Below are 24,330 nucleotides of genomic sequence, written 5' to 3'. Positions count from 1 at the left end.
GTGAAAAAATCGACCTTTAATTGACTGATTGTACGTTGCCAGAGACCGCGTTAACAAAGTAATCACTTGTATGACCGTTCGTACGAATCGTAATATGCCATGCCGGAACGAAGATGAGCGGGTCAGCGCTGCCATCACCCACCGTATTTAGGTAGCATAGTTCAATTGCTTTAATGTGCAAGGTACTATAGCCCACTAGATCGGTTCGATCTGCCAAATACTTAATAGCTTGTTCAGCATTAATCAGATCCACTTGGTTATTCTGATTCGAGCTTAGTTTAAAATAGTTTTGATGAAAGCCTGTCACCTGATCACCTTGAACGGTAAAATCAAGCATCTGCACTCGATTTCGAGTGCTGACATACACTGGCCGGTTACGGTAAGTCTGGACAAATTTCACAGTGCTTTTATCGGCCCCAAGCTCCCAGAATTTATAATCCTGCCCCTGATAAACCATGCTGAGCAGCGTGTTTTGTATATCTTCATTCTTCTTAACATTGCCAAGCACTTTAGGAGTCGAAAAGAGCCCCGTCAATTGCCGACCATCCTCTTCCAAAGTGATTTTTTGCTTTTCGGCATCCTCTTTACGATCCGTTAACTGAACAAGCGCATCTTTCTGTTGATTAAAATCAATTCTTGTTCCACGAAGGAACGTGACATCTTTAGGCAGTGATGGAATCACGGTTTCTGCTTTGTAATTATTGTATTTCGAACCGCTGTCTGAGACGTCTTCAACACTCTCATCCTGCTGTCTCATGTACATCTCAAAGACGAGAAAGACGTCGAGAAGAAGAAAACAAATAATGAAAATTGATTTTGTTCTGCTCCAATTCATGACGGATCCTCCTTCCCGTTAATACCATGGGCAGGCAGAAGCGCATCGGTCACTGAATACCAGCGGCCGCCGATTTTATAAAACCAATCCGGCGTTGCCACTATGGATTGGTCTGAACCTGTGTCCGGATTTTTCAATTCATAGCCAATAGCCAGATCTTCAATAGACTTTACATGTACATTGGCTTGGCTCAATTGATTAAGTATATCTTTACCTGAGTCAAGTGTCATGCTTCCCTGACTGTCAACAGGATTCAAATCAAGAAGCGTGCCTTTATAGTTGCTTAATTCACCGCTTCGCCAAGTAAGCTCAATCATACTCAAATACCAATTGGGGTACTCCGTATTGAATACCATATAGTCGCCTATGGTCATACGAAAGCTGACTGTTCCATCCCCGCGAAAATTTTTCAATGTAACACCTTGGTAAATATAATCATCAGTCCATAATTTAACGCTGTTCACCCAGTCAAAGCTGCCGATAATCGGATCCTGTTTTTGTTCCGATGTACTCGTAATTCCCGGATTCACAAACTGGATAATATTATTCGTGCGTTCTATTTGCCGCTCGCTGTCCGTGTATTCTGTTTTTCCTTTTGCAGCAAATACGTTATCGGGATCGGTAAAAAAAATCGGTATGAATTTTTCTAAGGAAAGTCGTTCATAATAGCTGACTTCTGAATCTACTGCTGTCTTTTCCTGGGGTAAATAGACGACCTTTCCTTTCAAAGCCGTACGCTCATAAGGGCGAAGATCCACATCAGCAAATAAAGCTTTCAAACTGTTAATATTCAAATGATCAACCGTTGTATAGAATTTACTTTTTTCATCTTGAGAAGAGAAAATTGCCGTAACATTTTGTCCGTTCGAGGAACTGAATACGTCAACACGATCTACAAGCACATGATTTGTACTCTGTGACTTATCATTGTCAAATTGAAACACTTTGCTCAACGCATCAAATGTAAGCGGCGCCGGAAAAACAAGCTTATAATGAGTGCTATCACTACCGTTGTCATTGTCGGAGTCATCACTTGATAGGTCACTAAAAACGCACTGGCGAAGCAGCGTGTACACCTTTTGTATCTGACTGCTGCTGGTTTGACCAAACTCACCATTCTTATTGCGTTCCAGCATCAAATTAGGGCGAATCACTTCAGGTATTTTTTGCGCCTTTGCGATGGCGACCTGTTTCGTTGAATTCGGATTATAATTCCGGAAATCAGATTTATAGAAAAGTATATTGAAGGTCATTGCGACGCTCGCAAGTACGAGCACACCCAACAATACGGATTTGAATACTTCACGATGCATCTTAGAGTTCCCTTCTATCCAGCGGGAGTACAAAATGAATGGTTGTGCCTCGGTTCCAGTCACTTTCCGCCCAGATTTCTCCGCCCAGCGCCTCAATCATTTCCTTGGCGATGGCGAGTCCCAGTCCTGTACCGCCTAATTTACGTGAACGCGCACGATCAACACGATAGAATCGGTTAAAAATCTTCGGCAGATTTTCCTTCGGAATACCGACCCCCTGATCACTAATCATTGTTCGGATATTTCGTCCTCTGCGTGTGATGCGGATCGTAATAATACCGCCCTCAGGAGAATATTTAATCGCGTTGGAAATAATATTATCGATCACCTGCGTCAGTTTGTCGCGATCGACCTGAACAAAGAACGACCCTTTCGGAAAATGGCGGACAAACTCAATATTTTGTTTTTTGGACATTTCAAATCGATCAACAATACTGCCACAGAATTCTATATAGTTCGTTCGTTCAAGACGAAGATTATGGTTTTTGGAATCCAGTCTGGAAAGTTGGAGCAGGTCGTTGACCAAGCGGATCATACGCTCCGTTTCACGCTGGGTCACGCCAAGGAACTTCGTTGCGAGTGCTGCGTCTTCAACCGCTCCGTCCTGCAGCGCTTCCAAGTAACTTTTCATTGTGGTCAGCGGTGTACGCAGTTCATGCGAGACATTGGCCACAAATTCGCGCCGTTCCATATCTACTTGCTCTTGTTCCGTTACGTCATGAATCACCGCGATTAACCCATTGGCAAGCCCGTTGTCCTTTTTAACAACTGAGAAGTTCGCACGCAACAGGATTGTTTCATCGTCTGTGCTGAAATCAAGCACAATGGAATCATTTAACTCATAGAGATCCATGATTTTGTGCTCTTTGCGAATCTTGAGCAAATCTAAAATCGAATTGCCGGTCACATCGTGGCGATAAACATTGAGCAGCTGCTCAGCGCGGTTGTTCATCAAGATAACGTTCCCTTTGCGATCAGTCGCAATGACCCCGTCGGTCATATAGGTAAGGACCGACTTCAATTTGCGCCGCTCTGATTCTGTTGTCGCATTCGCTTCACGCAACTTCATTGTCATGTTATTAAACGAAGTGGCGAGCTGACCAATCTCATCCGGCTCACTCATTTTCACCTTTCTCGTAAAATTCCCTTGTGACACGGCAAGTACTTGACGCTGCATTTGTACAAGCGGACGTGTTATGGTGCGTGCGAGAAAAAAGCCTAAAATCGCTGTGACCAATAATGCGAAGATGGTCGCCGATGCAAGAATCTGATTGACTTGCTGCAGCTGACTATAGACACTTTCAAAGCTTTTCTCGACATAAAGCGTACCATAATGCATGCTGTCTACTTGAATCGGTGTGGTCACAACATCGACGCGTTCACCATTCTTATTGTCAGTAGTTCGGTATTTATTGGTTACCTTTGATGACAGATTCTGAATGACCAGCCTGTTGGTTGTTCGTTTTCCTACGGTACTCTGATGCTTCTCATCTGCAGCAATAATAACCATGTTTGGATCGATGACTTGAATCTCTCTAATATTACTATCAAGCTCCAGCAATTGGTTCTGAATCTGATCCGTCACATGATTCGAATCATCGGCATTCGTTTCCTTTGCTTCACGTATGGCTTCGCCGACATTCCATGCAATTAACTGGCTCTGACTTTCAAGCGACTTCTCAAAGCTGTCAAGAGTTATCGTTTTGACGCGATCTGTAAAATACACACCGATCAGTTGCATGGCAAGCAGAATAAGAAGTACATAGATTAAAACGACTTTAAATTGAATCGATTTAAAGAAACCGACCTTATTCATCACTAGACTCCTGATTTGGTTCTTTCAAATAGTAACCGACACCGCGCCGTGTTATAATCCATGCCGGCCTACTTGGATTGTCCTCAATTTTCTCGCGCAGCCGTCGCACCGTAACGTCCACGGTACGCACATCGCCAAAATAGTCATAGCCCCACACCGTCTGCAGCAAATTCTCTCGAGTCATTACTTGTCCGATATGATCGGCAAGATAATGAAGGAGCTCAAATTCACGATGCGTCAATTCAACCATTTTCCCTCGTTTTGTAACCACATAAGCATCGAGATGGATCACGAGGTCACCGATTTCGATATTATTCTCTTGTTTTTTCTCTTCTTCCGCACCTTCTTGCCTGTGTCGCCTCAAATTGGCCTTAACTCTTGCGATCAATTCACGGTTGCTGAACGGTTTTGTGACATAGTCATCAGCGCCCATTTCAAGACCAAGTACCTTATCAATTTCCGAATCTTTAGCTGTCAACATGATAATCGGCATATTATGCGTTTTTCGTACTTCACGGCATACTTCCATACCGTCTTTGATTGGCAGCATCACATCAAGCAGAATCATATCCGGATTTTCTTCTTCAACCTTTTGAAGTGCTTCCTCACCGTCATAAGCGCATATAACTTCATAGCCCTCTTTTTCCAAATTAAACTGTACTATATCCGCAATCGGCTGTTCATCATCGACAACTAGAATTTTATTTTCCAATTCGTGCAGCCCCCTTGTTGAATTCTTGTGATTTATTTCCCATGCAATATTTTCTTTGTCCCACTATCTAATCGTTCGATCAGTATCAGAGTAATGGCGAGCTGCGTTTGCAATTTATGATCCATACTCTACTCTCTGAATGGAACCACTTTGTTCCGAATTAACCCTCGTTTATCGATCAGATTGTTTCCTGTTTATTTTAACATAATCATGATCTCGATGTCATAATGACAGAAACAGGAAAAAGCCTCTGATTGATCTCAGAGACTTTTCCCACTTAAGTACCATTTCTATTAAGAGCGTTTTATCGCTTATGTTTGGCAAAACATGGCTCGAGGCGGAATCGAACCACCGACACGAGGATTTTCAGTCCTCTGCTCTACCGACTGAGCTACCGAGCCATAATAATGGCGGATCCGAGCGGATTTGAACCGCCGATCTCCTGCGTGACAGGCAGGCATGTTAACCCCTACACCACGGATCCATTTGGTTGCGGGGGCAGGATTTGAACCTACGACCTTCGGGTTATGAGCCCGACGAGCTACCAGACTGCTCCACCCCGCGATATTATTAAAAAGAAAAGCATGTCTTTTTGCGGCACAAGAAATATTTTACCATGGTCGCTTTATTAACGCAAGTTTTTTTTGAAATTGATTCTTTGAACCTCGAGGACAGGCCGGGAATCTCGAACCTGATAAGCAGCTTTCTGCTTTGAAAAATAATATTAAAAATGCCACAGCCTCTTTAAGGATGGCCATGACATCAACTTTTATTCCATTAATTTTTAGATTAGCGGAAGGGATTGCGCACTTCAATGGTTTGCGTACGGTCCGGACCGACAGAGAACAGTGACAGACCAACCTGAGTTAACTGTGCAATCCGTTCAATATAGTGACGAGCATTTGGAGGAAGATCAGAAAGCGATTTTGCTCCGGTAATATCTTCTTTCCAACCAGGCATTTCTTCGTAAATCGGTTCGCATTCAGCAAGAACATTTAAACTGGCCGGGAATTCTTCAATCAGTTTTCCCTTATATTTATAAGCTTTGCAAATTTTTACCGTTTCGAGTCCGGTGAGGACGTCCACACAATTCAGCGAGAGATCCGTCAGACCGCTGACACGGCGCGAATGACGAACGACTACGCTGTCAAACCAGCCGACACGGCGTGCACGTCCGGTTACTGTTCCATATTCATGACCGACTTCACGAATCTGATCACCAATTGCATCGGTAAGTTCTGTTGGAAACGGACCGTCCCCGACACGAGTTGTGTATGCTTTCGCACAACCGACAACGTGATTAATTTTTGATGGACCAACACCAGCGCCAATCGTGACGCCACCGGCTACCGGATTGGAGGAGGTGACGAATGGATACGTGCCTTGATCAATATCCAGCATGCATCCTTGTGCGCCTTCAAACAGGACGCGTTTACCGGCATCAAGTGCATCGTTCAAAACGACAGAAGTATCGCACACGAGAGGTCTCAAGCGTTCTCCGTATCCAATGTATTCATCATAAATATCATCAATATTGAAGCCTTCGGTATCATAGAACTTCTCAAGAAGTCGATTTTTCTCTCTTAGATTTTTCGCCAACTTCGCTCGGAAGGTCTCCGGCTCCAGAAGATCAGCCATCCGGATGCCGACACGCGCCGCTTTATCCATATAAGCAGGACCAATGCCCTTCTGCGTTGTACCGATCTTGGACGCACCCTTGTTTTCTTCTTCAAGCATATCCAGCTTCAAGTGATAAGGGAGGATCACATGGGCACGGTTGCTGATACGCAAATTATCCGTGCTCACACCGCTCTCCTTCATGTAGTCCAATTCTCTGCACAGGGACTTAGGATTGACAACCATTCCGTTCCCAAGAACACAGATCTTTTCTTTATAAAGAATTCCTGATGGCATTAATCGTAATTTGTACGTCTTGCCGTTCCAGACGATTGTATGCCCGGCATTATCTCCGCCTTGATAGCGTGAAACTACTTCCGAGTTCTCAGAAAGGTAGTCGGTAATCTTTCCTTTCCCTTCATCGCCCCACTGTGCGCCAACAACAACAACAGAAGACATTCACTTAGCCCCCAACTTCTACAAAATAATATTTTAGTTCACTAAAGCCACTATTAAGTCTAACAGGAATTAGTTTTAAAAGTCAATGAGGAGACGAACATTTCGAGCTCCGTTTTATTAATTGTTCGGATTAGAACATGTAGAAAACCATTATGCGCCTCTTGGTATATCATCATCACTGTGTTTCCGATCAATATTGACGAATTTACTGTATTCTTTAACAAAAGCCAGTTCGACGGTACCTACCGGACCATTACGCTGCTTAGCAATAATGATTTCTATTATGTTCTGCTTTTCGCTTTCTTTATTGTAGTAATCATCACGATATAGGAACGCAACAACATCAGCATCCTGTTCAATACTTCCGGATTCGCGGATATCGCTCATCATCGGACGTTTATCTTGACGCGCTTCCACACCACGCGACAGCTGCGAGAGCGCAATAACCGGTACATCCAGTTCTCTTGCCATTGCTTTTAGTGTTCGCGAAATTTCGGATACTTCTTGCTGACGATTCTCTTGTCTTTGACCGCCGCCGGAACCCATGATCAGCTGCAGGTAGTCAATCATCACCATATCCAGACCTTTTTCCTGCTTCAGTCTTCGGCATTTGGAACGGATATCGTTGACACGAATACCCGGAGAATCGTCAATGTAAATACCCGCACGTGACAGGCTGCCCATTGCATACGTCAGCTTTTGCCAATCTTCATCCTCCAAGCTGCCTGTTCGCAGCTTCTGAGCATTAATATTCCCTTCTGCGCACAACATACGCATTGCCAGTTGTTTTGCTCCCATTTCCAAACTGAAAATCGCGACATTTGCCTCGTTTTTAATGGCAACATTCTGCGCAATATTAAGAGCAAAGGCTGTCTTACCTACAGAGGGACGAGCGGCGACAATAACAAGATCGCTTTTTTGGAAGCCTGCGGTCATCCGGTCAAGTTCAAGAAAGCCGGTTGGTGTGCCGGTGACATCATCCTTGCGTTTTTGCAGCATTTCAATATTGTCATAGGTTTCAATCAGCACATCCTTGATCGATTGAAATTCACCATTCCGCTTTCGCTCAGCTACTTCAAGTATTTTCCGTTCTGCATCATCTAGAATGCCCTCGACACCATCATCACGCGTATAGCCATCGGAAACAATTTGTGTTGCTGTTCGTATCAAACGGCGAAGTGTTGCTTTTTCAGAAACAATGGAGCAGTAATACTCAATGTTGGCAGCTGTCGGTGCAGATCCTGCCAGCTCCGCCAAATAAGATACCCCGCCGATCTCCTCAAGCCGCTTTGAATTCTGAAGTGCATTCGTTACTGTGACCACATCGACCGGTTCGTTCCGTTCTGAAAGATCCAGCATCACCGAGAAAATAAGCTGGTGGCTTGTCCGGTAAAAGTCGTCCGGAACAAGTAGCTCAGAAGCAGTAATCACCGTTGAAGGCTCAAGAAAAATTGCACCGAGCACCGCTTGCTCCGCTTCCATATTGTGCGGGGGAATCCGGTCAGCAAATAAATCGCTCATATCGCCCCTCCTTCTAAAACATTGATATTTTATTGGCCGCTCCGCTTACCGCTTTTTTGATAACAACGGTTAAGAACTTACTGCATCAAATCGACAAACTTTTCAACAGTTTGAAAGGCGCGAAAATCCCTTTTCACGGATAAGCCAATAAATAATGACAAGCTGCATAATCCTTTAATAAGACCAAACCGTTAAAATCCGCCGAGGTGCGCCGGCACCGGGCGGATAGAATTTTTCATTCTTCTGTTACATGTACTTTAACCTTTGCTGAAACCTGCGGATGCAGCTTCAATGGAACATCTGTATAACCTAAGCTGCGAATCGGTTCCGGTAAATCAATTTTCCGTTTATCAATAGAAATCTTCGCTTTTTTAAGAGATTGCGCGATTTGTTTACTGGTAATTGAGCCAAACAGTCGGCCGCCTTCTCCGGATTTTGCTTTCATCTCGATCGTCATGTTTTCAATTTTTTCTTTCAGCGCGATCGCTTCAAGGCGCTCATTTTCCTCAACTTCTTGGCGCTTCTTCTTTTGCGCTTCCAATTGACTCATGCTGCCCTTATTTGCTTCTACTGCCACTTTCTTTGGCAACAGATAGTTACGGGCATAACCTTCTGATACATCCTTGATTTCCCCTGCTTTTCCTTTTCCCTTTACATCTTTCAGAAAAATAACTTTCATTTAGGATAGACCTCCTTCAAGATACAGATCAATTGCGTGAGTGACACGAGTGGTCGCCTCTTCAATCGTTGTGTCTGCCATCTGTGTCGCAGCATTGTTCAAATGGCCGCCTCCGCCGATACTCTCCATGATTACCTGGACATTCAAATCACCAAGTGAGCGTGCACTGACGCCGATTTGTCCATCGGTTCGTTTGCCAATGACAAACGAGGTACGGATTCCTTCGAGCATCAACATTGTATCGGCCGTTTGTGCAAGAAGTACCTGATCATAGACTTGATCATCTTTACCCACGGCAATTGCAATATTCGTTTTATAGAGCTGTGTTCTGCGAATTAATTCCGCACGCTGATTGAACTGGTCCAAATCATCGCAAAGAAACTTCTGCACTAAGATTGTGTCCGCACCATGCGCACGCAAATACGAAGCGGCATCGAATGTTCGAAAACCTGTTCGAAGTGTAAAATTTTTCGTATCAACAGCAATGCCGCCGAGCATGGCTGTCGCTTCAATCAGATCCAAAGGACGCTCATTGGGCTGATATTCAAGAAGCTCAGTAACCAGTTCGGATGTTGACGAAGCATACGGCTCCATGTAGACAAGTACTGGATCCTTGATAAACTCCTCAGCTCTGCGGTGATGGTCGATAACCACTACACGATGAACGCTGCTGAGCAGCTGTGAGTTAACGACCATCGACGGACGATGCGTATCAACAATGACCATAAGCGTTCGTTTCGTTATTTGGTCAGCTGCCTGATCAGCACTGATGAGATTCGACCATAGATTCTTTTGTTTTTTCAATTCCTCAAGCAGTTTCGAAACACCGGAAACATTATTTGCTTGATCCATAATAATTTTGGCACTCCGCCCATTCGCATGAGCGATCTTTAAGATGCCGATACACGAACCGATTGAATCCAGATCCGGAGCACGGTGACCCATAATCATCACTTGATCGCTTTCCAGCATGAGCTCAGACAATGCATGTGAAATCACACGCGCGCGCACTCTTGTACGTTTTTCCACCGGATTCGATTTACCGCCGTAGAAACGTACATCACCGTCCGGACGTTTAATGACTGCTTGATCACCACCGCGTCCAAGCCCCAGGTCCAAGGCTGACTGAGCATAACTTCCCAAATCCTCAAGCGACACCGTGCCTGCTCCGACACCAATACTCAACGTCAAAGGAATGTGGCTGAGCGGAACCGTAATCTCTCGCACTTTATCCAAAATTAAAAAATGCTGTTCCTCTATAGAGTGAAGCAATCGTTCATTCATGACCGCGAGAAATCGATCTGAAGCCGTACGGCGGAGATAGATACCATGTTCTGATGCCCAGTTCTTAATGATCGTCGTTGTTTCATTATTAATCGTGCTGCGCACCTGATCTTCAAGGCCCTGTGTTACTTCATCATAGTTATCCAGGAAGATGAGTGCGAGAACCGTTTTTTCATTGTAATAGTGTTTCTTAATTTCCAGAATGTCCGTAATATCGGTAAAGTAAAGCAGTTTCTCCTGCCGTTTTAAACGCACGCGGTATTGCCGTTCATTTAACGCAATGATCATTGATTCCTTATCAGACGCGATTAATTTGCTTAGCGGTTCGGCAATTTCATTTAATGGCCGACCAATGGCCGTATTTCCATCCTCTTCAGTAATTTGATTCAAGTACGGGTTGCACCACTGCACACGTTCTCCCCCATCATACAGCAGAATACCAATCGGCATATGAAGCAAAGCTTCATTGCCTACCTTCTTCAACCGGTATGACAAACCCGCTGCATACTGAATCAATTCCTTGTCAAATTGACGCTCATTAATTAAAAACCACAAAACGGACAAGGCAAGAAGCACAAGTCCGGCAATAGCCAACAGCCAATTTAAAAAGGCAATGAATACGAGGAACAGAAGAAACAGCAGACCGATTACGATTAGCAAATCGCTGCGCCAACGATGTTTAAATTGGTTTGCCAAGATTATTCCAGCTCCCACAGGCCGCATTTTCCGTACTCATCGTGCGAGTAACTTCAATTCCCAACACGAATCAATCAGCTTTGAAAGATAAGCCTGACCATTTTATTATTGAGAAAAAAGGCTGTATCTGTTCGTGATTAAACTACTTACAGCTTCTTCTGGCCAATTCTTTTCCGAAGATTGAAACCTAGATCAATTATACCCAATATACATACCAATTGCAGTAACAAGAATCCAAAAATAAGCGTCAACAAAGTCACTGTAATTGGAATTATCAGCGGGAATTTCCGCATATATGTGTAGTAAAAAATAAGACTGAATCCCTGAACAGCAAGCAAAATACGCAGGATAAAGTCGACATTAAGTACAGCTGTATAAATCGGTGCCGTCTGATCTGCACCTCCGAACCATCCGATAAACAATACGGCTAAATAGAGCCAGATAATGCTTCTCGGCACCTGCCACATGCGGAACGGCACCCAATGCGGCGCCTCAACCTTCAGTTTGCGCAAAATCGGCAGACTGATTAATTCAACAACCAAGGCGTAAAAAACTCCTGCAATGATAATGACCAGTGGTGTAAGATGTACAAGCGTACCGCTCAGCAGCTTGTATTGTGTCATCAATTCATCTGTACTCTGATTCAGCATCGGCTTCATTTGCGTTACGGTTTGCTGAAATGAATCATTAAGAGCGGATTGTACCGCTGTTGCCGGATTAAAGCGAAAAGCCAGCACGGACACTGCCAGACAGATAATTAATACCGCAATGTTGGTCAAACTTCCAGCCAACAGAAGTGCGAAAGCGGATTTTTTCAAATAAACCATATAACCAATTACAACTCCGAGTACCATGAAAAAGAGTGGGAGTAACAAATAAAACGAGTGATCCAAGATGACCAGAAACAAAAGTCCAAGCCCAAAAACACCCAAGGCAGGTTTCCAGCCGTCCTTAGCCGCTAGAAACATGAGCGGCAGAGGAATAAGCCATATGGTCAGTAATGACACATAGGGCAAGAAAAAAGTTAAAACAATTAACAAATATAATGAAATCGTTGCAAGCGCTCCGCGAAGCAAAGCGTTCCGATCACTCATAGTGACACCTCTCAGCTTGGGCTGTGCAGAATTATCTAACCTGCATTCCGTATTACAAACATGATGAGCCATTTGCCTAAGATTAAGTGGAATTTTCGCTAATCAAGATTTTACTAGTCCGCTTAAGGAGGCGTTAATTTGCCTCTTTATCACCAACACAACTTGGCAACACCATAATTTTTATTATAATACAAAAGCACTTTTTAATGAAAGAGCGATCTTTTCCTTGCAATTTACATTAGACCTTCTATAATTGATAATGTTATCTTAAAACAAAAAGAAAGCGTTTTATTTAAAAGCTCAACCTCGCTTTCCTTGCTATAATTAGTGACCAATTTTATCAACGAGAGTTGGTACCATCATGAATACATTAACAGTGAACATAAATTTTTTTAAAAAGGCGGTCCGCTTGCGGATTGCCTTTTCTGTTTCCCGACTTGCCTCGGGCAAACAATTTAAGGAGTGTGAATCATTATGACCTATGAAGGACCAAAAGCCCTGCTAACCGCATGGGTCAGTCTCGTAAGCAACCTGCTTCTAACGCTAATAAAAATCATCTTCGGATTGATCTTCCATAGTACAGCTCTTGTGGCTGACGGCGTGCACAATGGAGGCGACGTTATTGCATCCATTGCCACCATCGGTTCTATGAAGTTGTCTAATCACCCGGCCGACCGGGAGCATCCTTACGGACACGGAAAAGCAGAAGACATTTCAACCGCATTCATTTCTATTGTCCTGATCGTTGCCGCATTATTTCTAACGTATGAGGCCGTCAAAGCGTTGTTCGGACCGATATCATCCGTAAGCATCTGGGCATTTGCTGCTGCTCTTTTCTCTGCTTTGGCAAAGTGGATGCTGTATATTTACACAAAAAAGGGAGCTGATCGCTATCACAGCAAGAGTCTGCATGCAACCGCTGCCGATCACTTGGCCGATATCTATGCATCAATTGCTGCAGCACTTGGGCTCGGGATCGGCTGGATCGGGACTGTTTTTGATCTTCCCTACACACATTACGGCGATCCGGTAGCAGGTATCGTTGTATCTATTCTGATTTTAAGAATTGCTATTGTGATGATTATTCAAGCCACCAATGTGCTTATGGAAAGCAGTGTTGATGAAAAAGCACAGGAGAAATATCGTCAAGTTTTCCTTTCATTTCCAGAGGTCAAAGTCATTGATATTTTACGCGCACGCGAACATGGAAATGCAGTGCTCATTGATGCACAAATTCGAATCCCAGGTTCTTATACCATTCAAGAAGGCGACGACCTTACCGAAGCTATTCGTTCAAAAATGATTCGTACTTATCCCGATGTGGAAGAAGTCCTGATCCACATCAATCCCTGGTATAAGGATCAAATATTAGTCGAACCGGATTCCGTGCCTCATTTAGGAAAAAAATGACGCGCACGAACTTTTCGTTTATAGTATTAAGTAATTTCTGATCCTGTTCGAAATAGATACTAGAAGGTTATAATCATTGACCTTGCCTAGACAGAATAATTTAGTGAGGTGATCAATATGGTGATGAGTTCAGAAGACTGTATAGGTATTTCATTATTTGTTGGCGCTCAAGAAATTGGTGTTTTAATTAAAGACATTCAGGAAATCCTTGAGCCAGTCCAGATCCTGCCCGTCCCGGTTACCCATTCTTTTTTTGCAGGACTCATTTCCGTGCGAGGATCAATTATTCCCGTTCTTTCATTAAACCTCGCTTTTCATGCATCAGAGAATCCGTTCTCGAATAAAGATAAAAAATACGTTGTCTGCGTTTCAGGATCGGAGACCGCAGCGCTGAGCATCGATGCGGTCGGCGATACGTTTACTTTCGAACCCGGACAATTGGCCGATGCGACAAAAGATGCGACAAATCCCTACGGTCTGATCACGAAGACTGTTGCATTTCAGGATAAAGAAATGCCGCTGCTCAGCATCAAGGAATTGATACGGTTTACCACCGGTTTGAATGCAAAAGAACGGGAAGTTGTCGGATACTAAGCAGTTAACCAGAGCTTACAAATCAAATAGTTACTAAGCGGGAGGAGACATTTATGGGCATTCATAAATACTTTCAAAGCTTATCTGACCTGGAAGGCATTTACCGCTGTCCAGGCGTTTTTAAATACCAAGAACACTCCGTTGCCAGTCACTCATTTAAAGTAGCCACCATTGTGCAGTTCCTAGCAACAGTTGAAGCCGAGGACGGACAAGATGTGGATTGGAAAACGGTCTATGAAAAGGCAATCAACCATGATTATTCTGAATTGTTTACTGGCGATATTAAAACACCGGTAAAGTATGCATTGCCCAAACTTCGAGAGCTCTTCTCTCAAGTTGAAGGGTCCATGACACAGGAATATCTGGATAAAGAATTTCCCAAGCAATTCCGCCAAGTTTACGAGGCACGATTTAAGGAAGGCAAGGACCGGTCTTTGGAAGGACGAATCCTTGCAGTAGCAGATAAAATAGATTTGCTGTATGAAGCTTATGGAGAAATTCAAAAAGGAAATCCTGAGCCCTTATTTTTCCAAATTTACAAAGAAGCACTCACTTCAATCATTCAGTTCAGCGATATGGCATCGGTTCGTTATTTCATCCATGTAATTCTTAAAGAAATGATTGAAGAAGAAATCACCTCGCACACGCGAATTAAATCAATCACAGAACATTTGCTACGTGCTGACAAAAATGCATCACCATCGGAAGATTAAGGTTTTGCTTCATCTGAACTTTTTCCTTGATTCCTCTTTGCTTCTCTCCTATGATTAAGTAAATGTGTCTGTTTTATGACAAAAGGAGTTGCCTAGCTATGCAGAAATCAATGGAATCGCAGAATAGCAAAGACAAGGCGAAGAGCAACAGACGCTATGTCGTATCAATTCTTGCTTTTTCCGTGGTCGCTGACGTATTAATCCTCTTGCTTTTCTTTGCACCGTTTATCGGATACAAGGGGCACATCGGATTTGATGTCTATCTGCTTCCACGATTTAACGCGATTTTTAACAGTTTTACTTTTATTTTTCTCATCGCTGCACTTGTAGCAATTAAGAATAAGAAGATCAACGTGCATCGTGGGTTCATTCTCGCGGCCTTTACTTCAACATTGCTCTTCTTAGTATCCTATTTATCTTTTCACTATCTTGCGCCGCCTCCTCACTACGGCGCTTCGGGTATCATTCGTCCCATCTATTTTTTCATACTGATTACACATAGCGCGCTGGCTGCATTTGTTGTACCGCTCGCCTTGCTCTCACTCGTGTGGGGTTGGACCATGCAGATCGGGAAGCATAAGCGAATTGTCCGTTGGACGATGCCAATCTGGCTTTATGTAAGCTTAACAGGAGTCATTGTCTATGTGATGATGGCACCATACTATTAATCATCAAGATGAGGATGTCTCAAAGTCAAAACCGGACTTTTGAGACATCCTCTTTTTTTATTAAAAAAAGGGGGCAAAGGTCAACGAATATCACGCATCTTAGCTATAAGGTAGTGAAAAATTGCTATACAACAGGGATACGTTTGTTTATAATAACTTTTTATATTAACGAGGGGGGATTTTATATGTCTGAAAGAATTGGAATCATTGGAGATTTCAATGAAAACTTAAAAAATCACACTGCAATTAATGAAGCTCTGACGGCCAGTAGACAAGAACTATATCCAAATTTGGAGTTTGAATGGTTATCCACTAAAAATCTACATAACAGTGAACTAAGTCTATATAATGGGCTTTGGTTAGCACCCGGCGGACCTTATCAATCAGATGGAAATGTGTTAGCTGCTCTGAAATGGATTAGGGAATCAAAAAACGTGCCCTTCCTCGGAAATTGCAGTGGTTTTCAATATGGGATTATTGAATTCATGAAAAATGTAATAGGATTAATCGATGTAAACACTGAAGAAGTTGATGCCCACGCAGAAAATAAAGTTGTGTCTCAATTATCCTGTTCACTCCATGGAAATATTAGACAATCTGTATTTATAAATGAAGGCACCGAGGCTTATAAACTCTTTCAAAAGAATAAAATTACTGAGACCTACAATTGTAATTATGGATTGAACCTTAACTATCAAAAAATTCTAAACGATAGTGGATTCATTGTCGCGGGTGTCAATGAGGATGGAGAAGCCAGAATTCTTGAGCTGCCTGATCATGATTTTTATTTCTTAACATTATTTCAACCTGCAATGAATACAAGCAAAGAGCAACCGCATCCACTAATTACTCATTTTCTACAAACATGCCTATAAATAATGAACAGATAGGCGACTTTCCAGCTTTCCCTCTTCATATTCATAGGTACAAATTGCGGAACGCAAAAAAGAGGCCGTCTCAGAACTTCATCAAGCTCTTGAGACAGCCTCTTTAGTTTATATCATCATTCCGTAGTGTACGGAAGTAAAGCCATTTGACGTGCGCGTTTGATCGCTCTTGTCAGTTGACGTTGGTATTTCGCGCTTGTTCCGGTTACACGACGAGGCAAAATTTTTCCTCGTTCAGAAATGAATCGTCTGAGCAAATCAACATCCTTATAATCAATGTAAGTAATGTGATTAACGGTAAAGAAACATACCTTACGGCGCTTACCACGTGAGCGGCGTTCTGCCATATTCGGCACCTCCTTAGTTTTCAATTGAATTCAGCAATTAGAACGGCAGATCGTCATCCGATATATCAATCGGCTTACTGTCGCCTGCGAAAGGATCTTCAAAAGAAGGAGCGCCCTGGTTCTGACCTGAGCTGTTATTTTGGTTACTGGACGGTGAAGGCGCATAGCCGCCTCGCTGCTGACTTGAAGATGCTGCCGATGCACCGCTCGGGGCATAATTGCCGCCGTCTGCATGTCTAGTGCTTTTCGGTTCAAGGAACTGCACACTATCAGCTACCACTTCCGTCACATAAACCCGTCGACCTTCGTTATTCTCATAACTGCGTGTCTGAATGCGACCGTCTACGCCTGCCAAACTTCCTTTTTGCAGGAAATTGGCTGCGTTCTCAGCTTGTCTTCTCCAGACAACGACCGGTATAAAATCAGCCTCTCGTTCTCCTTGCTGATTCGAGAACGGGCGATTCACAGCGATCGTGAAGCTAGTCACAGCAACACCATTCGGCGTATACCGCAGTTCCGGATTTTTCGTCAGCCGGCCAACCAGAACAACACGATTGATCATCAGGATCTAACCCCTTTCTTTTTTAAATCAATTATTTCGCTTCTTCAGGTTTGCGTTCGTCTTTAATCGTCATGAAGCGGAGTACATCTTCATTGATTTTGACCAGACGATCAAATTCATTGATGGCTTCGCTGCCGGCGGTTACATACAGAACAACATAGGCACCGGTATTCACGTCATTAATTTCATAGGCTAAACGTCGTTTGCCCATTTCCTTAACTTCGTTGATTTCGGCGCCGTTATCCGTCAGAATGGAAGCCAGTTTTTCCTTAACGGCTTTTTCCTGTTCTTCTTCCAGATCCGGACGGAGAATGTACATAATTTCGTATTTGCGCACAATCATTCACCTCCCCTTGGACTAAGCGGCTCCATTAAAGGAGCAGAGAGCAAGTTTACTCACTCATAGATCAATATGATAGCATAGTTCGCCCGTCGATTCAAGTTATTTTCAAAATTTCGTTATACGTTGAAACGGAAGTTAACGATGTCCCCATCCTGCATCACATAATCTTTTCCTTCAAGACGCAGACGTCCCATTTCTTTTGCTGCAGATTCCGAACCGGCCGCAATAAGATCTTCATAAGAAACAATTTCAGCACGGATAAAACCGCGTTCGAAATCTGAATGAATAATACCCGCTGCCTGCGGTGCCTTCGTTCCTTTTCGGAACGTCCAAGCCCGTACTTCCTTTTCTCCTGCTGTAAAGTACGTTGCGAGGCCAAGCAGATCATAGGCTTTGGCAATTAAGCGATCAAGACCGGAGGAATCCAAACCTAATTCCTCAAGAAATACTTTCTTTTCTTCTCCATCAAGTTCGGCAATTTCAGATTCAATGCGGGCTGAAATGACGACAACCTCTGCCCCATCTTTTTCAGCAAATGCTTTAACCGCCTGTACATATGGGTTTTCATCAGGGGCAGATACATCGTCTTCTGAAGTATTGGCCACATAAAGGACAGGCTTCTTCGTCAGAAAGTTAAAAGCCTTGATTGCTGCTTCCTCATCCTCGGTTAGTGCGACATGCCTTGCCGGTATGCCCGCTTCAAACGCATCTTTTAACTTTTTCAAGGCAGCATACTCAACGATTGATGCCTTATCTTTCTGCTTTGCCAATTTTTCTACACGGTCAATCCGTTTATTCACCTGTTCCATATCTGATAGAACCAGTTCGAGATTAATCGTTTCAATATCATCGATTGGATCAATTTTTCCGGATACATGAGTGATGTTCTTGTCTTCGAAGCAGCGTACAACATGAGAAATCGCATCAACTTGGCGAATATTTGCCAAAAATTGATTACCAAGTCCTTCTCCTTTACTTGCACCTTTAACCAATCCGGCGATATCAGTGAATTCAAATGTCGTCGAGATGGTTTTCTTCGGATGGTACATCTCAGTTAATTGATCAAGTCGTTCATCGGGTACACTAACGATCCCGACATTGGGCTCAATCGTGCAGAATGGATAGTTAGCCATTTCTGCTCCAGCCTGTGTAATTGCGTTAAACAACGTTGATTTGCCGACATTCGGCAAACCGACAATACCTGTAGTCAAGCTCATTTACCTTCAACCCCCTGGGTTTTTCTTACCACTTCAACAAAGATGCCGCTTACCGCAGCCTTATCCCTTTATAGGCGCCCTTTAGGCTTCGGAACCATGCTCAAGAATCTTCTTAACCTTACGTTGAAATTCACTTCTCGGCATCATGACGCTGTGTCCGCAGCCGAGACACTTGATACGAATATCCGCACCCATGCGTATAACTTTCCATTGATTTTCACCGCATGGATGAGACTTTTTCATCTCTACAACATCATTCAGATCGAAACTGATACGAGGATTCGGCATAGTCCTTCCTCCAATATTGGGAAATTTCTTCAATGCTATAAAAAAGGTTACTGGTTTACCATAAATCAAAGAGCACGATCTGTGTCGTTAAAATGCAATCTTTTCTTTAAGAAAGGCTGATAATTCGTCGATTGGCAACCGAACTTGCTCCATCGTATCGCGGTCACGTACGGTTACCTTGCCGTCTTCTTTTGAATCAAAGTCATAAGTGATACAGAACGGCGTACCGATTTCGTCCTGGCGACGGTAACGTTTGCCGATCGAGCCGGTTTCATCATAATCAACCATATAATCTTTTGCCAGTTCCTGATAAACAGCCATCGCTTCTTCGCCTAGTTTCTTAGAAAGCGGCAAAATTGCTGCTTTATATGGTGCCAAAGCCGGATGGAAGTGAAGCACAGTTCGCGTATCCTTTTCACTAATCTTCTCTTCTTCATAAGCTTCGGCCAGAAATGCTAGTGTCACGCGGTCGGCGCCGAGTGACGGCTCAATGACATAAGGAATGTACCGTTCATTATTGTTTTGATCAATATACTGGAGATCCTGACCCGAAACCTCCATATGACGGCGAAGATCATAATCAGTACGTGAGGAAAGACTGGATAATTCGCCCCATCCGAATGGGAACAAGTATTCAATATCCGTTGTCGCGTTGCTGTAGTGCGGTAATTCTTCTTTTTCGTGATCACGCAGACGCAGATTTTCTGCCTTTACATTTAATGATTTCAACCATTCATAGCCAAAAGTTCGCCAGTATTGAAACCATTTTCCATCTTCTCCCGGTTTGCAGAAGAATTCTAGTTCAAGCTGTTCGAATTCTCTTGTTCTGAATGTAAAGTTTCCTGGCGTTATTTCATTTCTAAATGATTTTCCTACCTGGCCGATACCGAATGGTATTTTTTTACGCATCGTCCGCTGCACATTTTTGAAATTGACGAAAATCCCCTGTGCTGTTTCGGGACGAAGAAAAATTTCATCTTTCGCTGTTTCTGTCACGCCCTGATACGTTTTGAACATGAGATTGAACTGGCGAATTGACGTGAAATCATGCTCGCCACATTCCGGGCAAGGAATATGATGCTCCTCGATAAGCTGTTGCATCGTTTCGAAAGTCAGACCATCTACCGGTCCAGGAAGCTCTGCCTGTGGAATATTGCTTTCAATAAGCTTATCTGCACGGAAACGTGATTTGCACTTTTTGCAGTCGATCATTGGATCGTTGAAATTCGTGATATGTCCGGATGCTTCCCATGTTTTCGGATTCATCAGGATGGCAGCATCGAGTCCTACATTATAAGGCGATTCCTGCACAAATTTTTTCCACCATGCTTTTTTGACATTGTTTTTCAATTCAACACCGATTGGACCATAATCCCACGTATTAGCCAATCCGCCGTATATTTCCGATCCTGGGAAGATAATGCCCCTTTGCTTAGCCAAGTTCACAACCTGTTCCATTGTTTTACTCATGTCTTTTGCTCCTTTGACAAAATAAAATAAGCTTCCATCCACTAGGCTCCTGCCTAGGGACGAAAGCTTTTGTTTGCTCACGCGGTTCCACCCTAATTGGTGCGAATACTTCGCACCCGCTCGATCATGCAATGGCTCAAGAACGCCTTCCTCATCTGCCGCAATCAGGCTTGCACTTTTCCTGAATCGCTTAATACGGCTGCAATGAGTACTTCTTTCCTTCATCGCCTTCTTATTACATTGTAAAGCTTGCTTTTCTGATACATAGTATATCCTATTTCTTATGAAAAAGACAGATTTTTAGCATACTCAACAGTAAAATTTATCTTATTATGTGGTCCAGCATATCACTTTTTTTCTGAGTATTTTGCATTTCCGAACAACTGATCAGGCGAATGGAATTGAAATGCAACTTAACGTAAAAACTATCTGCCTTTTCATCCTGTTTTCAGATGTATAAATGTCTTCCCTTTTTCATATACTGTTGATACTTGGGAGGCGAATCTATGAATCTGAAATTCGATCAAGGATCAGGGCAAAAGCTCACAGCGCAAGTTCATTATCAGGATCTAGGCAATCACCATGCGCTTATCCAAGCCATACGTCATTTGTTGCCGGCAATCGGAACGTCGTCAATCGTTATTGTTTGCATCGGCACGGACCGTTCAACAGGCGATGCGCTCGGTCCTCTTGTCGGCTCTTATCTTGAACGACGTCATCTGCCAGATGCCTCTATTTACGGAACCTTGGAAAAACCGGTACACGCTATGAATCTGCAGGAAACACTTGCCCTGATCACAGCCACCCATAAAAATCCATTTATTATTGGTATTGACGCTTGTCTTGGAAAGCAAAAGAACATTGGTAAAATTAACATAGCAGAGGGCCCGGTTCTTCCTGGCGCGGGGGTTAAAAAAGAGCTTGTGCCTGTCGGTGACATGAACATCACCGGTGTTGTCAACATCAGCGGCTTCATGGAATACTCAGTTCTTCAAAATACACGTCTTCATATCGTTATGAGTTTATCTCAAGTAATCGGACAATGCCTTAGTGTCGCTCTCCTTTCAAATAGGAAGGGACGACTATTATCAAAGCTACTTTTAATGGATTAAAACGATGAGAACGTTGAAGAATACGTATACTTGCAAATCGGTTGTGGGAACATAATGTCATCAGATTATAGTAGATAACTGGGGACCATCTCAATTTTACAGATTACCATATTTAAAATAGTGTTTTGTTACAGTTATAGGCAGCTCATGTCATTCCTTATAATGGGCTTATTTGTAAAAATCCCGTACCTCCGTACTTTTAGCTTACTAAAGATGCACCGCTTACTGAAATGAGAATGGAAGTCCACGATAAATAAAAAAAGAAGAAGCGACTGCTCAGAGTCGTCCTTCCATAATATCAATTAAACGATATAAATCCTCTGCAGAATAGTAATCCAGTTCAATTTTACCCTTTCCCTTTTTCAAACTAGGTTTTACTTTTACTGCAGTACCGTATTTTTCTCTTAATCCATAGACCCGATCCTTTAACTCAGCGGGCATTGCCCATTGTTTCTTTTTCGATGTTTCACGTGGAACATGATGGTTGAGCTGCTGGATAAGTGCTTCGAGCTGACGGACATTCATCTGCTCCTTGATGACTTTGTCAACAACCGGCGCCATTTGTTTTTTATCCTTCAAACCAGCAAGCGCACGGCCATGACCCATTGAAAGTTTTCCCTGTTCAATCAATGCTGCAACTGCCGAATCCAGTTGCAACAGTCGTAAATGGTTCGTAATATGAGGTCTGCTTTTCCCAAGTTTTTTTGCCAATTCGTCTTGAGTCAAGTGCAGACCATCCATCAATTTTCTGTAGGCCTCTGCTTCCTCAATCGGATTAAGATTCTCACGCTGCAGATTTTCAATCAACGCGATCTGCATCATTGCTTCATCGGACAGTTCCTTGACCACAACGGGTACAGTCGTCATTTGGGCTTGTTTTGCAGCTCGAAAGCGCCGTTCGCCGACGACAATATCATAGCCTTTTATACTTTTTCGAACAACGAGAGGCTGAATAATCCCATGTTCTTTGATCGAGCTTGCAAGTTCATCCAATGCCTGTTGATCAAACTTTTTCCGTGGCTGATATGGATTCGGACGCAGTTCGTTTAGCTTAACATGCTCCACCGCATTATCTAATTCTTCATTAAACGCCGTGGGAAAGAAAGCATCTAAGCCTTTTCCTAATGCTTTAGGCATTCGTGATCACTTCCTTAGCGAAGTCTAAATACACTTCGGCCCCTTTTGACCTGGAGTCATACATAATAATTGGCTGTCCGTGGCTTGGCGCTTCACTCAATCGTACATTACGTGGAATAATTGTTTTAAACACTCGATCTTGGAAGTATTTTTTTACTTCTTGAATGACTTGCAGTCCAAGATTTGTTCGCGCATCAAGCATTGTCAGCAAAACGCCTTCAATCGCAAGATGATGATTCAAATGCTTCTGGACAAGGCGGACCGTGTTCAATAGCTGACTCAGTCCCTCCAGTGCATAATACTCGCATTGTACCGGAATAATTACGGCATCAGCAGCTGTCAATGCATTAATGGTTAGCAGTCCAAGCGACGGCGGACAATCAATGACTATGTAGTCATATGAGTCCTTCACCTTTTCTATGGCATGCTTTAGGCGAATCTCTCTTGATATTGTTGATACCAATTCAATCTCCGCACCTGCCAGTTGAATAGCCGAAGGAACAACGTCAAGATTTTCAATTGCGGAACTATGGATCACTTTTGAAATTTCAACCTCATCTACGAGAACATCGTATATACATTCATCGACATCGCCTTTGTCTACACCTGAGCCGCTTGTTGCATTTCCTTGAGGATCAATATCAATCATTAATACCTTGCAGCCTAATGTAGCCATGCAGGCACTGAGATTAACCGCTGTCGTTGTTTTGCCGACACCGCCTTTTTGGTTGGCAATTGCCAATGTTTTACTCACACTTCCACCTACTCTCAATCTTCAATCGCTACACTTCATTTTATCATGAATTGATTCAATCAGGGCAGTGTTACACGAATTTAACCATAAGAAACCTCGGTTTGAGCAAGATTTTGACGAAAGAAAGGGGGAAATTTATGCAGCAGCGGCGTTTTTTCTAAAAACAGTGCTAAATTGTGCTAAAGCTCAGTGCATATTTAGTCATCTATACTTGAATTTTCAGCACCTAACAATGAATAATTTTAAATCATTTACACTTACTAAGAAAAACCGGGCAAAAAACGCCCGGTCTTTAATCTCCAGCCATGTGTGATTGGTTTGTGTCTTTACAGTGTTGAATCATCGCTTCGGTTGCTCGCATCAACTGAGCACGACCGCGGGCGCACCGCGAGCCTCCTCAGACAAGCAGAAATCTGCGGGGTCTCGCTGGCACGCTGATCCCGCAGGCGTCTCGCACCTCCGCTTTGATTCTCGGTCAAGACACTGGTTTATTCGTTTAAATATGGGGTAAAATCTTATACTTTCTTTACTTGTAAGAAAAACCGGGCAAAAAACGCTCGGTCCTTACTTTCACAGGACGTGATGGCTTTCGCGTTGCATACAGGACGTATGCGTAGTTAGCGAAAGCTCCTTTACACTTGCGAAAGTTCCCTTTTTTTAGCATTGATTTGTGTCTTTATGGTGCTGAATCATCACTTCGGTTGCTCGCATCAACTGAGCGCGACCGCGGGCGCACCACGAGCCTCCTCAGACAAGCAGAAATTAGCGAGGTTTCGCTGGCACCTGATCCCGCAGGCGTCTC

Annotated in this window: 23 protein-coding genes and 3 tRNA genes; 6 read left to right on the top strand and 20 right to left on the bottom strand. The window is 43.3% G+C overall.

Annotated features, from left to right (window positions below):
- Positions 1-16 precede the first annotated feature (16 nt).
- From AC1MBV_RS09715 to AC1MBV_RS09660, 12 genes are all read right to left on the bottom strand, one after another.
- On the bottom strand, positions 17-835 hold the full coding sequence (locus tag AC1MBV_RS09715; protein WP_255748713.1) for a two-component system regulatory protein YycI: 819 nt from the start codon (positions 833-835) through the stop codon (positions 17-19).
- Positions 832-2,148, bottom strand: a complete 1,317-nt coding sequence (locus AC1MBV_RS09710) for a YycH family regulatory protein (protein ID WP_255748712.1) — start codon at positions 2,146-2,148, stop codon at positions 832-834. Before AC1MBV_RS09710 ends, AC1MBV_RS09715 begins: the two co-directional genes overlap by 4 nt.
- A gap of 1 nt (position 2,149) precedes the next feature.
- Positions 2,150-3,964 carry a cell wall metabolism sensor histidine kinase WalK gene (gene walK / locus AC1MBV_RS09705; protein ID WP_255748711.1) on the bottom strand — a complete coding sequence of 605 codons (1,815 nt, stop codon included), beginning with the start codon at positions 3,962-3,964 and terminating at the stop codon, positions 2,150-2,152.
- Positions 3,957-4,676 (bottom strand): response regulator YycF, encoded by a 720-nt coding sequence (gene yycF / locus AC1MBV_RS09700; protein WP_255748710.1) that lies wholly within the window; start codon positions 4,674-4,676, stop codon positions 3,957-3,959. The genes walK and yycF overlap by 8 nt, the downstream gene beginning before the upstream one ends.
- 328 nt (positions 4,677-5,004) lie before the next feature.
- Positions 5,005-5,077 (bottom strand) — tRNA-Phe (locus AC1MBV_RS09695).
- A 7-nt stretch (positions 5,078-5,084) separates the two neighbouring features.
- Positions 5,085-5,160: transfer RNA gene (locus AC1MBV_RS09690), tRNA-Asp, on the bottom strand.
- A gap of 3 nt (positions 5,161-5,163) precedes the next feature.
- Positions 5,164-5,240, bottom strand: a tRNA-Met gene (locus AC1MBV_RS09685).
- 225 nt (positions 5,241-5,465) lie between these two features.
- Positions 5,466-6,752 carry an adenylosuccinate synthase gene (locus AC1MBV_RS09680; protein WP_255748709.1) on the bottom strand — a complete coding sequence of 429 codons (1,287 nt, stop codon included), beginning with the start codon at positions 6,750-6,752 and terminating at the stop codon, positions 5,466-5,468.
- Positions 6,753-6,902: 150 nt separating this feature from the next.
- The gene (gene dnaB, locus AC1MBV_RS09675; RefSeq protein ID WP_255748708.1) at positions 6,903-8,273 is read right to left on the bottom strand and encodes a replicative DNA helicase; all 1,371 of its coding nucleotides are present in this window, start codon (positions 8,271-8,273) and stop codon (positions 6,903-6,905) included.
- A gap of 235 nt (positions 8,274-8,508) precedes the next feature.
- Positions 8,509-8,952 (bottom strand): 50S ribosomal protein L9, encoded by a 444-nt coding sequence (gene rplI, locus AC1MBV_RS09670; protein WP_255748707.1) that lies wholly within the window; start codon positions 8,950-8,952, stop codon positions 8,509-8,511.
- Positions 8,953-10,932, bottom strand: coding sequence for a DHH family phosphoesterase (locus AC1MBV_RS09665; RefSeq protein WP_255748706.1), 1,980 nt, complete (start codon positions 10,930-10,932; stop codon positions 8,953-8,955).
- A gap of 146 nt (positions 10,933-11,078) precedes the next feature.
- Entirely contained in the window at positions 11,079-12,026 is a 948-nt protein-coding gene (locus AC1MBV_RS09660) for a YybS family protein (RefSeq protein ID WP_255748705.1), read from the bottom strand.
- A 474-nt stretch (positions 12,027-12,500) separates the two neighbouring features.
- On the opposite strand from AC1MBV_RS09660, the gene AC1MBV_RS09655 reads away from it, so the two are divergent.
- The 5 genes from AC1MBV_RS09655 to AC1MBV_RS09635 all read left to right on the top strand — a co-directional run bounded on the left by AC1MBV_RS09655 (position 12,501) and on the right by AC1MBV_RS09635 (position 16,286).
- A complete protein-coding gene (locus tag AC1MBV_RS09655) occupies positions 12,501-13,436 on the top strand; it encodes a cation diffusion facilitator family transporter (protein WP_255748704.1) in 936 nt (311 codons plus the stop codon).
- A 117-nt stretch (positions 13,437-13,553) separates the two neighbouring features.
- Positions 13,554-14,030: a chemotaxis protein CheW gene (locus AC1MBV_RS09650; protein WP_255748703.1), complete on the top strand. Its 477-nt coding sequence runs from the start codon at positions 13,554-13,556 to the stop codon at positions 14,028-14,030.
- A gap of 53 nt (positions 14,031-14,083) precedes the next feature.
- A complete protein-coding gene (locus AC1MBV_RS09645) occupies positions 14,084-14,743 on the top strand; it encodes an HD domain-containing protein (protein ID WP_255748702.1) in 660 nt (219 codons plus the stop codon).
- 110 nt (positions 14,744-14,853) lie between these two features.
- A complete protein-coding gene (locus AC1MBV_RS09640) occupies positions 14,854-15,411 on the top strand; it encodes a DUF420 domain-containing protein (protein WP_255748740.1) in 558 nt (185 codons plus the stop codon).
- A gap of 185 nt (positions 15,412-15,596) precedes the next feature.
- The gene (locus AC1MBV_RS09635; RefSeq protein WP_255748701.1) at positions 15,597-16,286 is read left to right on the top strand and encodes a glutamine amidotransferase-related protein; all 690 of its coding nucleotides are present in this window, start codon (positions 15,597-15,599) and stop codon (positions 16,284-16,286) included.
- 128 nt (positions 16,287-16,414) lie between these two features.
- Here AC1MBV_RS09635 and rpsR read toward each other — a convergent pair whose 3' ends face one another.
- The 6 genes from rpsR to AC1MBV_RS09605 all read right to left on the bottom strand — a co-directional run bounded on the left by rpsR (position 16,415) and on the right by AC1MBV_RS09605 (position 20,525).
- Positions 16,415-16,645, bottom strand: coding sequence for a 30S ribosomal protein S18 (rpsR, locus tag AC1MBV_RS09630; RefSeq protein ID WP_255748700.1), 231 nt, complete (start codon positions 16,643-16,645; stop codon positions 16,415-16,417).
- A gap of 37 nt (positions 16,646-16,682) precedes the next feature.
- Positions 16,683-17,207: a single-stranded DNA-binding protein gene (gene ssb, locus AC1MBV_RS09625; RefSeq protein WP_255748699.1), complete on the bottom strand. Its 525-nt coding sequence runs from the start codon at positions 17,205-17,207 to the stop codon at positions 16,683-16,685.
- Between the two features lie 31 nt (positions 17,208-17,238).
- A complete protein-coding gene (gene rpsF / locus AC1MBV_RS09620; RefSeq protein ID WP_255748698.1) occupies positions 17,239-17,544 on the bottom strand; it encodes a 30S ribosomal protein S6 in 306 nt (101 codons plus the stop codon).
- A gap of 122 nt (positions 17,545-17,666) precedes the next feature.
- Positions 17,667-18,767, bottom strand: coding sequence for a redox-regulated ATPase YchF (gene ychF, locus AC1MBV_RS09615; protein WP_255748697.1), 1,101 nt, complete (start codon positions 18,765-18,767; stop codon positions 17,667-17,669).
- Between the two features lie 81 nt (positions 18,768-18,848).
- Positions 18,849-19,055: a DUF951 domain-containing protein gene (locus tag AC1MBV_RS09610; protein ID WP_255748696.1), complete on the bottom strand. Its 207-nt coding sequence runs from the start codon at positions 19,053-19,055 to the stop codon at positions 18,849-18,851.
- 87 nt (positions 19,056-19,142) lie between these two features.
- Positions 19,143-20,525 (bottom strand): glycine--tRNA ligase, encoded by a 1,383-nt coding sequence (locus tag AC1MBV_RS09605; protein WP_255748739.1) that lies wholly within the window; start codon positions 20,523-20,525, stop codon positions 19,143-19,145.
- 506 nt (positions 20,526-21,031) lie between these two features.
- On the opposite strand from AC1MBV_RS09605, the gene yyaC reads away from it, so the two are divergent.
- Positions 21,032-21,637, top strand: a complete 606-nt coding sequence (yyaC, locus tag AC1MBV_RS09600; RefSeq protein WP_255748695.1) for a spore protease YyaC — start codon at positions 21,032-21,034, stop codon at positions 21,635-21,637.
- Positions 21,638-21,913: 276 nt separating this feature from the next.
- Here yyaC and AC1MBV_RS09595 read toward each other — a convergent pair whose 3' ends face one another.
- Positions 21,914-22,774 (bottom strand): ParB/RepB/Spo0J family partition protein, encoded by an 861-nt coding sequence (locus AC1MBV_RS09595; RefSeq protein ID WP_255748694.1) that lies wholly within the window; start codon positions 22,772-22,774, stop codon positions 21,914-21,916.
- Positions 22,767-23,528 (bottom strand): ParA family protein, encoded by a 762-nt coding sequence (locus tag AC1MBV_RS09590; protein WP_255748692.1) that lies wholly within the window; start codon positions 23,526-23,528, stop codon positions 22,767-22,769. Before AC1MBV_RS09590 ends, AC1MBV_RS09595 begins: the two co-directional genes overlap by 8 nt.
- Between the last annotated feature and the right edge of the window lie 802 nt (positions 23,529-24,330).

Source organism: Sporolactobacillus sp. PKPK-6 (genome assembly GCF_056678885.1).
Note: the sequence above shows the minus strand (reverse complement) of the source record. Positions and strands in the feature narration are given on the sequence as shown.

Excerpts from the sequence above, each read along its gene's own strand:
- AC1MBV_RS09680 (WP_255748709.1), bottom strand. The coding sequence starts at position 6,752 with ATGTCTTCTGTTGTTGTTGTTGGCGCACAGTGGGGCGATGAAGGGAAA.
- AC1MBV_RS09635 (WP_255748701.1), top strand. The coding sequence starts at position 15,597 with ATGTCTGAAAGAATTGGAATCATTGGAGATTTCAATGAAAACTTAAAA.
- AC1MBV_RS09640 (WP_255748740.1), top strand. The coding sequence starts at position 14,854 with ATGGAATCGCAGAATAGCAAAGACAAGGCGAAGAGCAACAGACGCTAT.
- AC1MBV_RS09660 (WP_255748705.1), bottom strand. The coding sequence starts at position 12,026 with ATGAGTGATCGGAACGCTTTGCTTCGCGGAGCGCTTGCAACGATTTCA.
- AC1MBV_RS09650 (WP_255748703.1), top strand. The coding sequence starts at position 13,554 with ATGGTGATGAGTTCAGAAGACTGTATAGGTATTTCATTATTTGTTGGC.
- walK (WP_255748711.1), bottom strand. The coding sequence starts at position 3,964 with ATGAATAAGGTCGGTTTCTTTAAATCGATTCAATTTAAAGTCGTTTTA.
- dnaB (WP_255748708.1), bottom strand. The coding sequence starts at position 8,273 with ATGAGCGATTTATTTGCTGACCGGATTCCCCCGCACAATATGGAAGCG.
- ssb (WP_255748699.1), bottom strand. The coding sequence starts at position 17,207 with ATGATCAATCGTGTTGTTCTGGTTGGCCGGCTGACGAAAAATCCGGAA.
- AC1MBV_RS09655 (WP_255748704.1), top strand. The coding sequence starts at position 12,501 with ATGACCTATGAAGGACCAAAAGCCCTGCTAACCGCATGGGTCAGTCTC.
- yyaC (WP_255748695.1), top strand. The coding sequence starts at position 21,032 with ATGAATCTGAAATTCGATCAAGGATCAGGGCAAAAGCTCACAGCGCAA.
- AC1MBV_RS09605 (WP_255748739.1), bottom strand. The coding sequence starts at position 20,525 with ATGAGTAAAACAATGGAACAGGTTGTGAACTTGGCTAAGCAAAGGGGC.
- AC1MBV_RS09595 (WP_255748694.1), bottom strand. The coding sequence starts at position 22,774 with ATGCCTAAAGCATTAGGAAAAGGCTTAGATGCTTTCTTTCCCACGGCG.
- rplI (WP_255748707.1), bottom strand. The coding sequence starts at position 8,952 with ATGAAAGTTATTTTTCTGAAAGATGTAAAGGGAAAAGGAAAAGCAGGG.
- AC1MBV_RS09645 (WP_255748702.1), top strand. The coding sequence starts at position 14,084 with ATGGGCATTCATAAATACTTTCAAAGCTTATCTGACCTGGAAGGCATT.
- rpsR (WP_255748700.1), bottom strand. The coding sequence starts at position 16,645 with ATGGCAGAACGCCGCTCACGTGGTAAGCGCCGTAAGGTATGTTTCTTT.
- AC1MBV_RS09710 (WP_255748712.1), bottom strand. The coding sequence starts at position 2,148 with ATGCATCGTGAAGTATTCAAATCCGTATTGTTGGGTGTGCTCGTACTT.
- AC1MBV_RS09715 (WP_255748713.1), bottom strand. The coding sequence starts at position 835 with ATGAATTGGAGCAGAACAAAATCAATTTTCATTATTTGTTTTCTTCTT.
- ychF (WP_255748697.1), bottom strand. The coding sequence starts at position 18,767 with ATGAGCTTGACTACAGGTATTGTCGGTTTGCCGAATGTCGGCAAATCA.
- AC1MBV_RS09610 (WP_255748696.1), bottom strand. The coding sequence starts at position 19,055 with ATGCCGAATCCTCGTATCAGTTTCGATCTGAATGATGTTGTAGAGATG.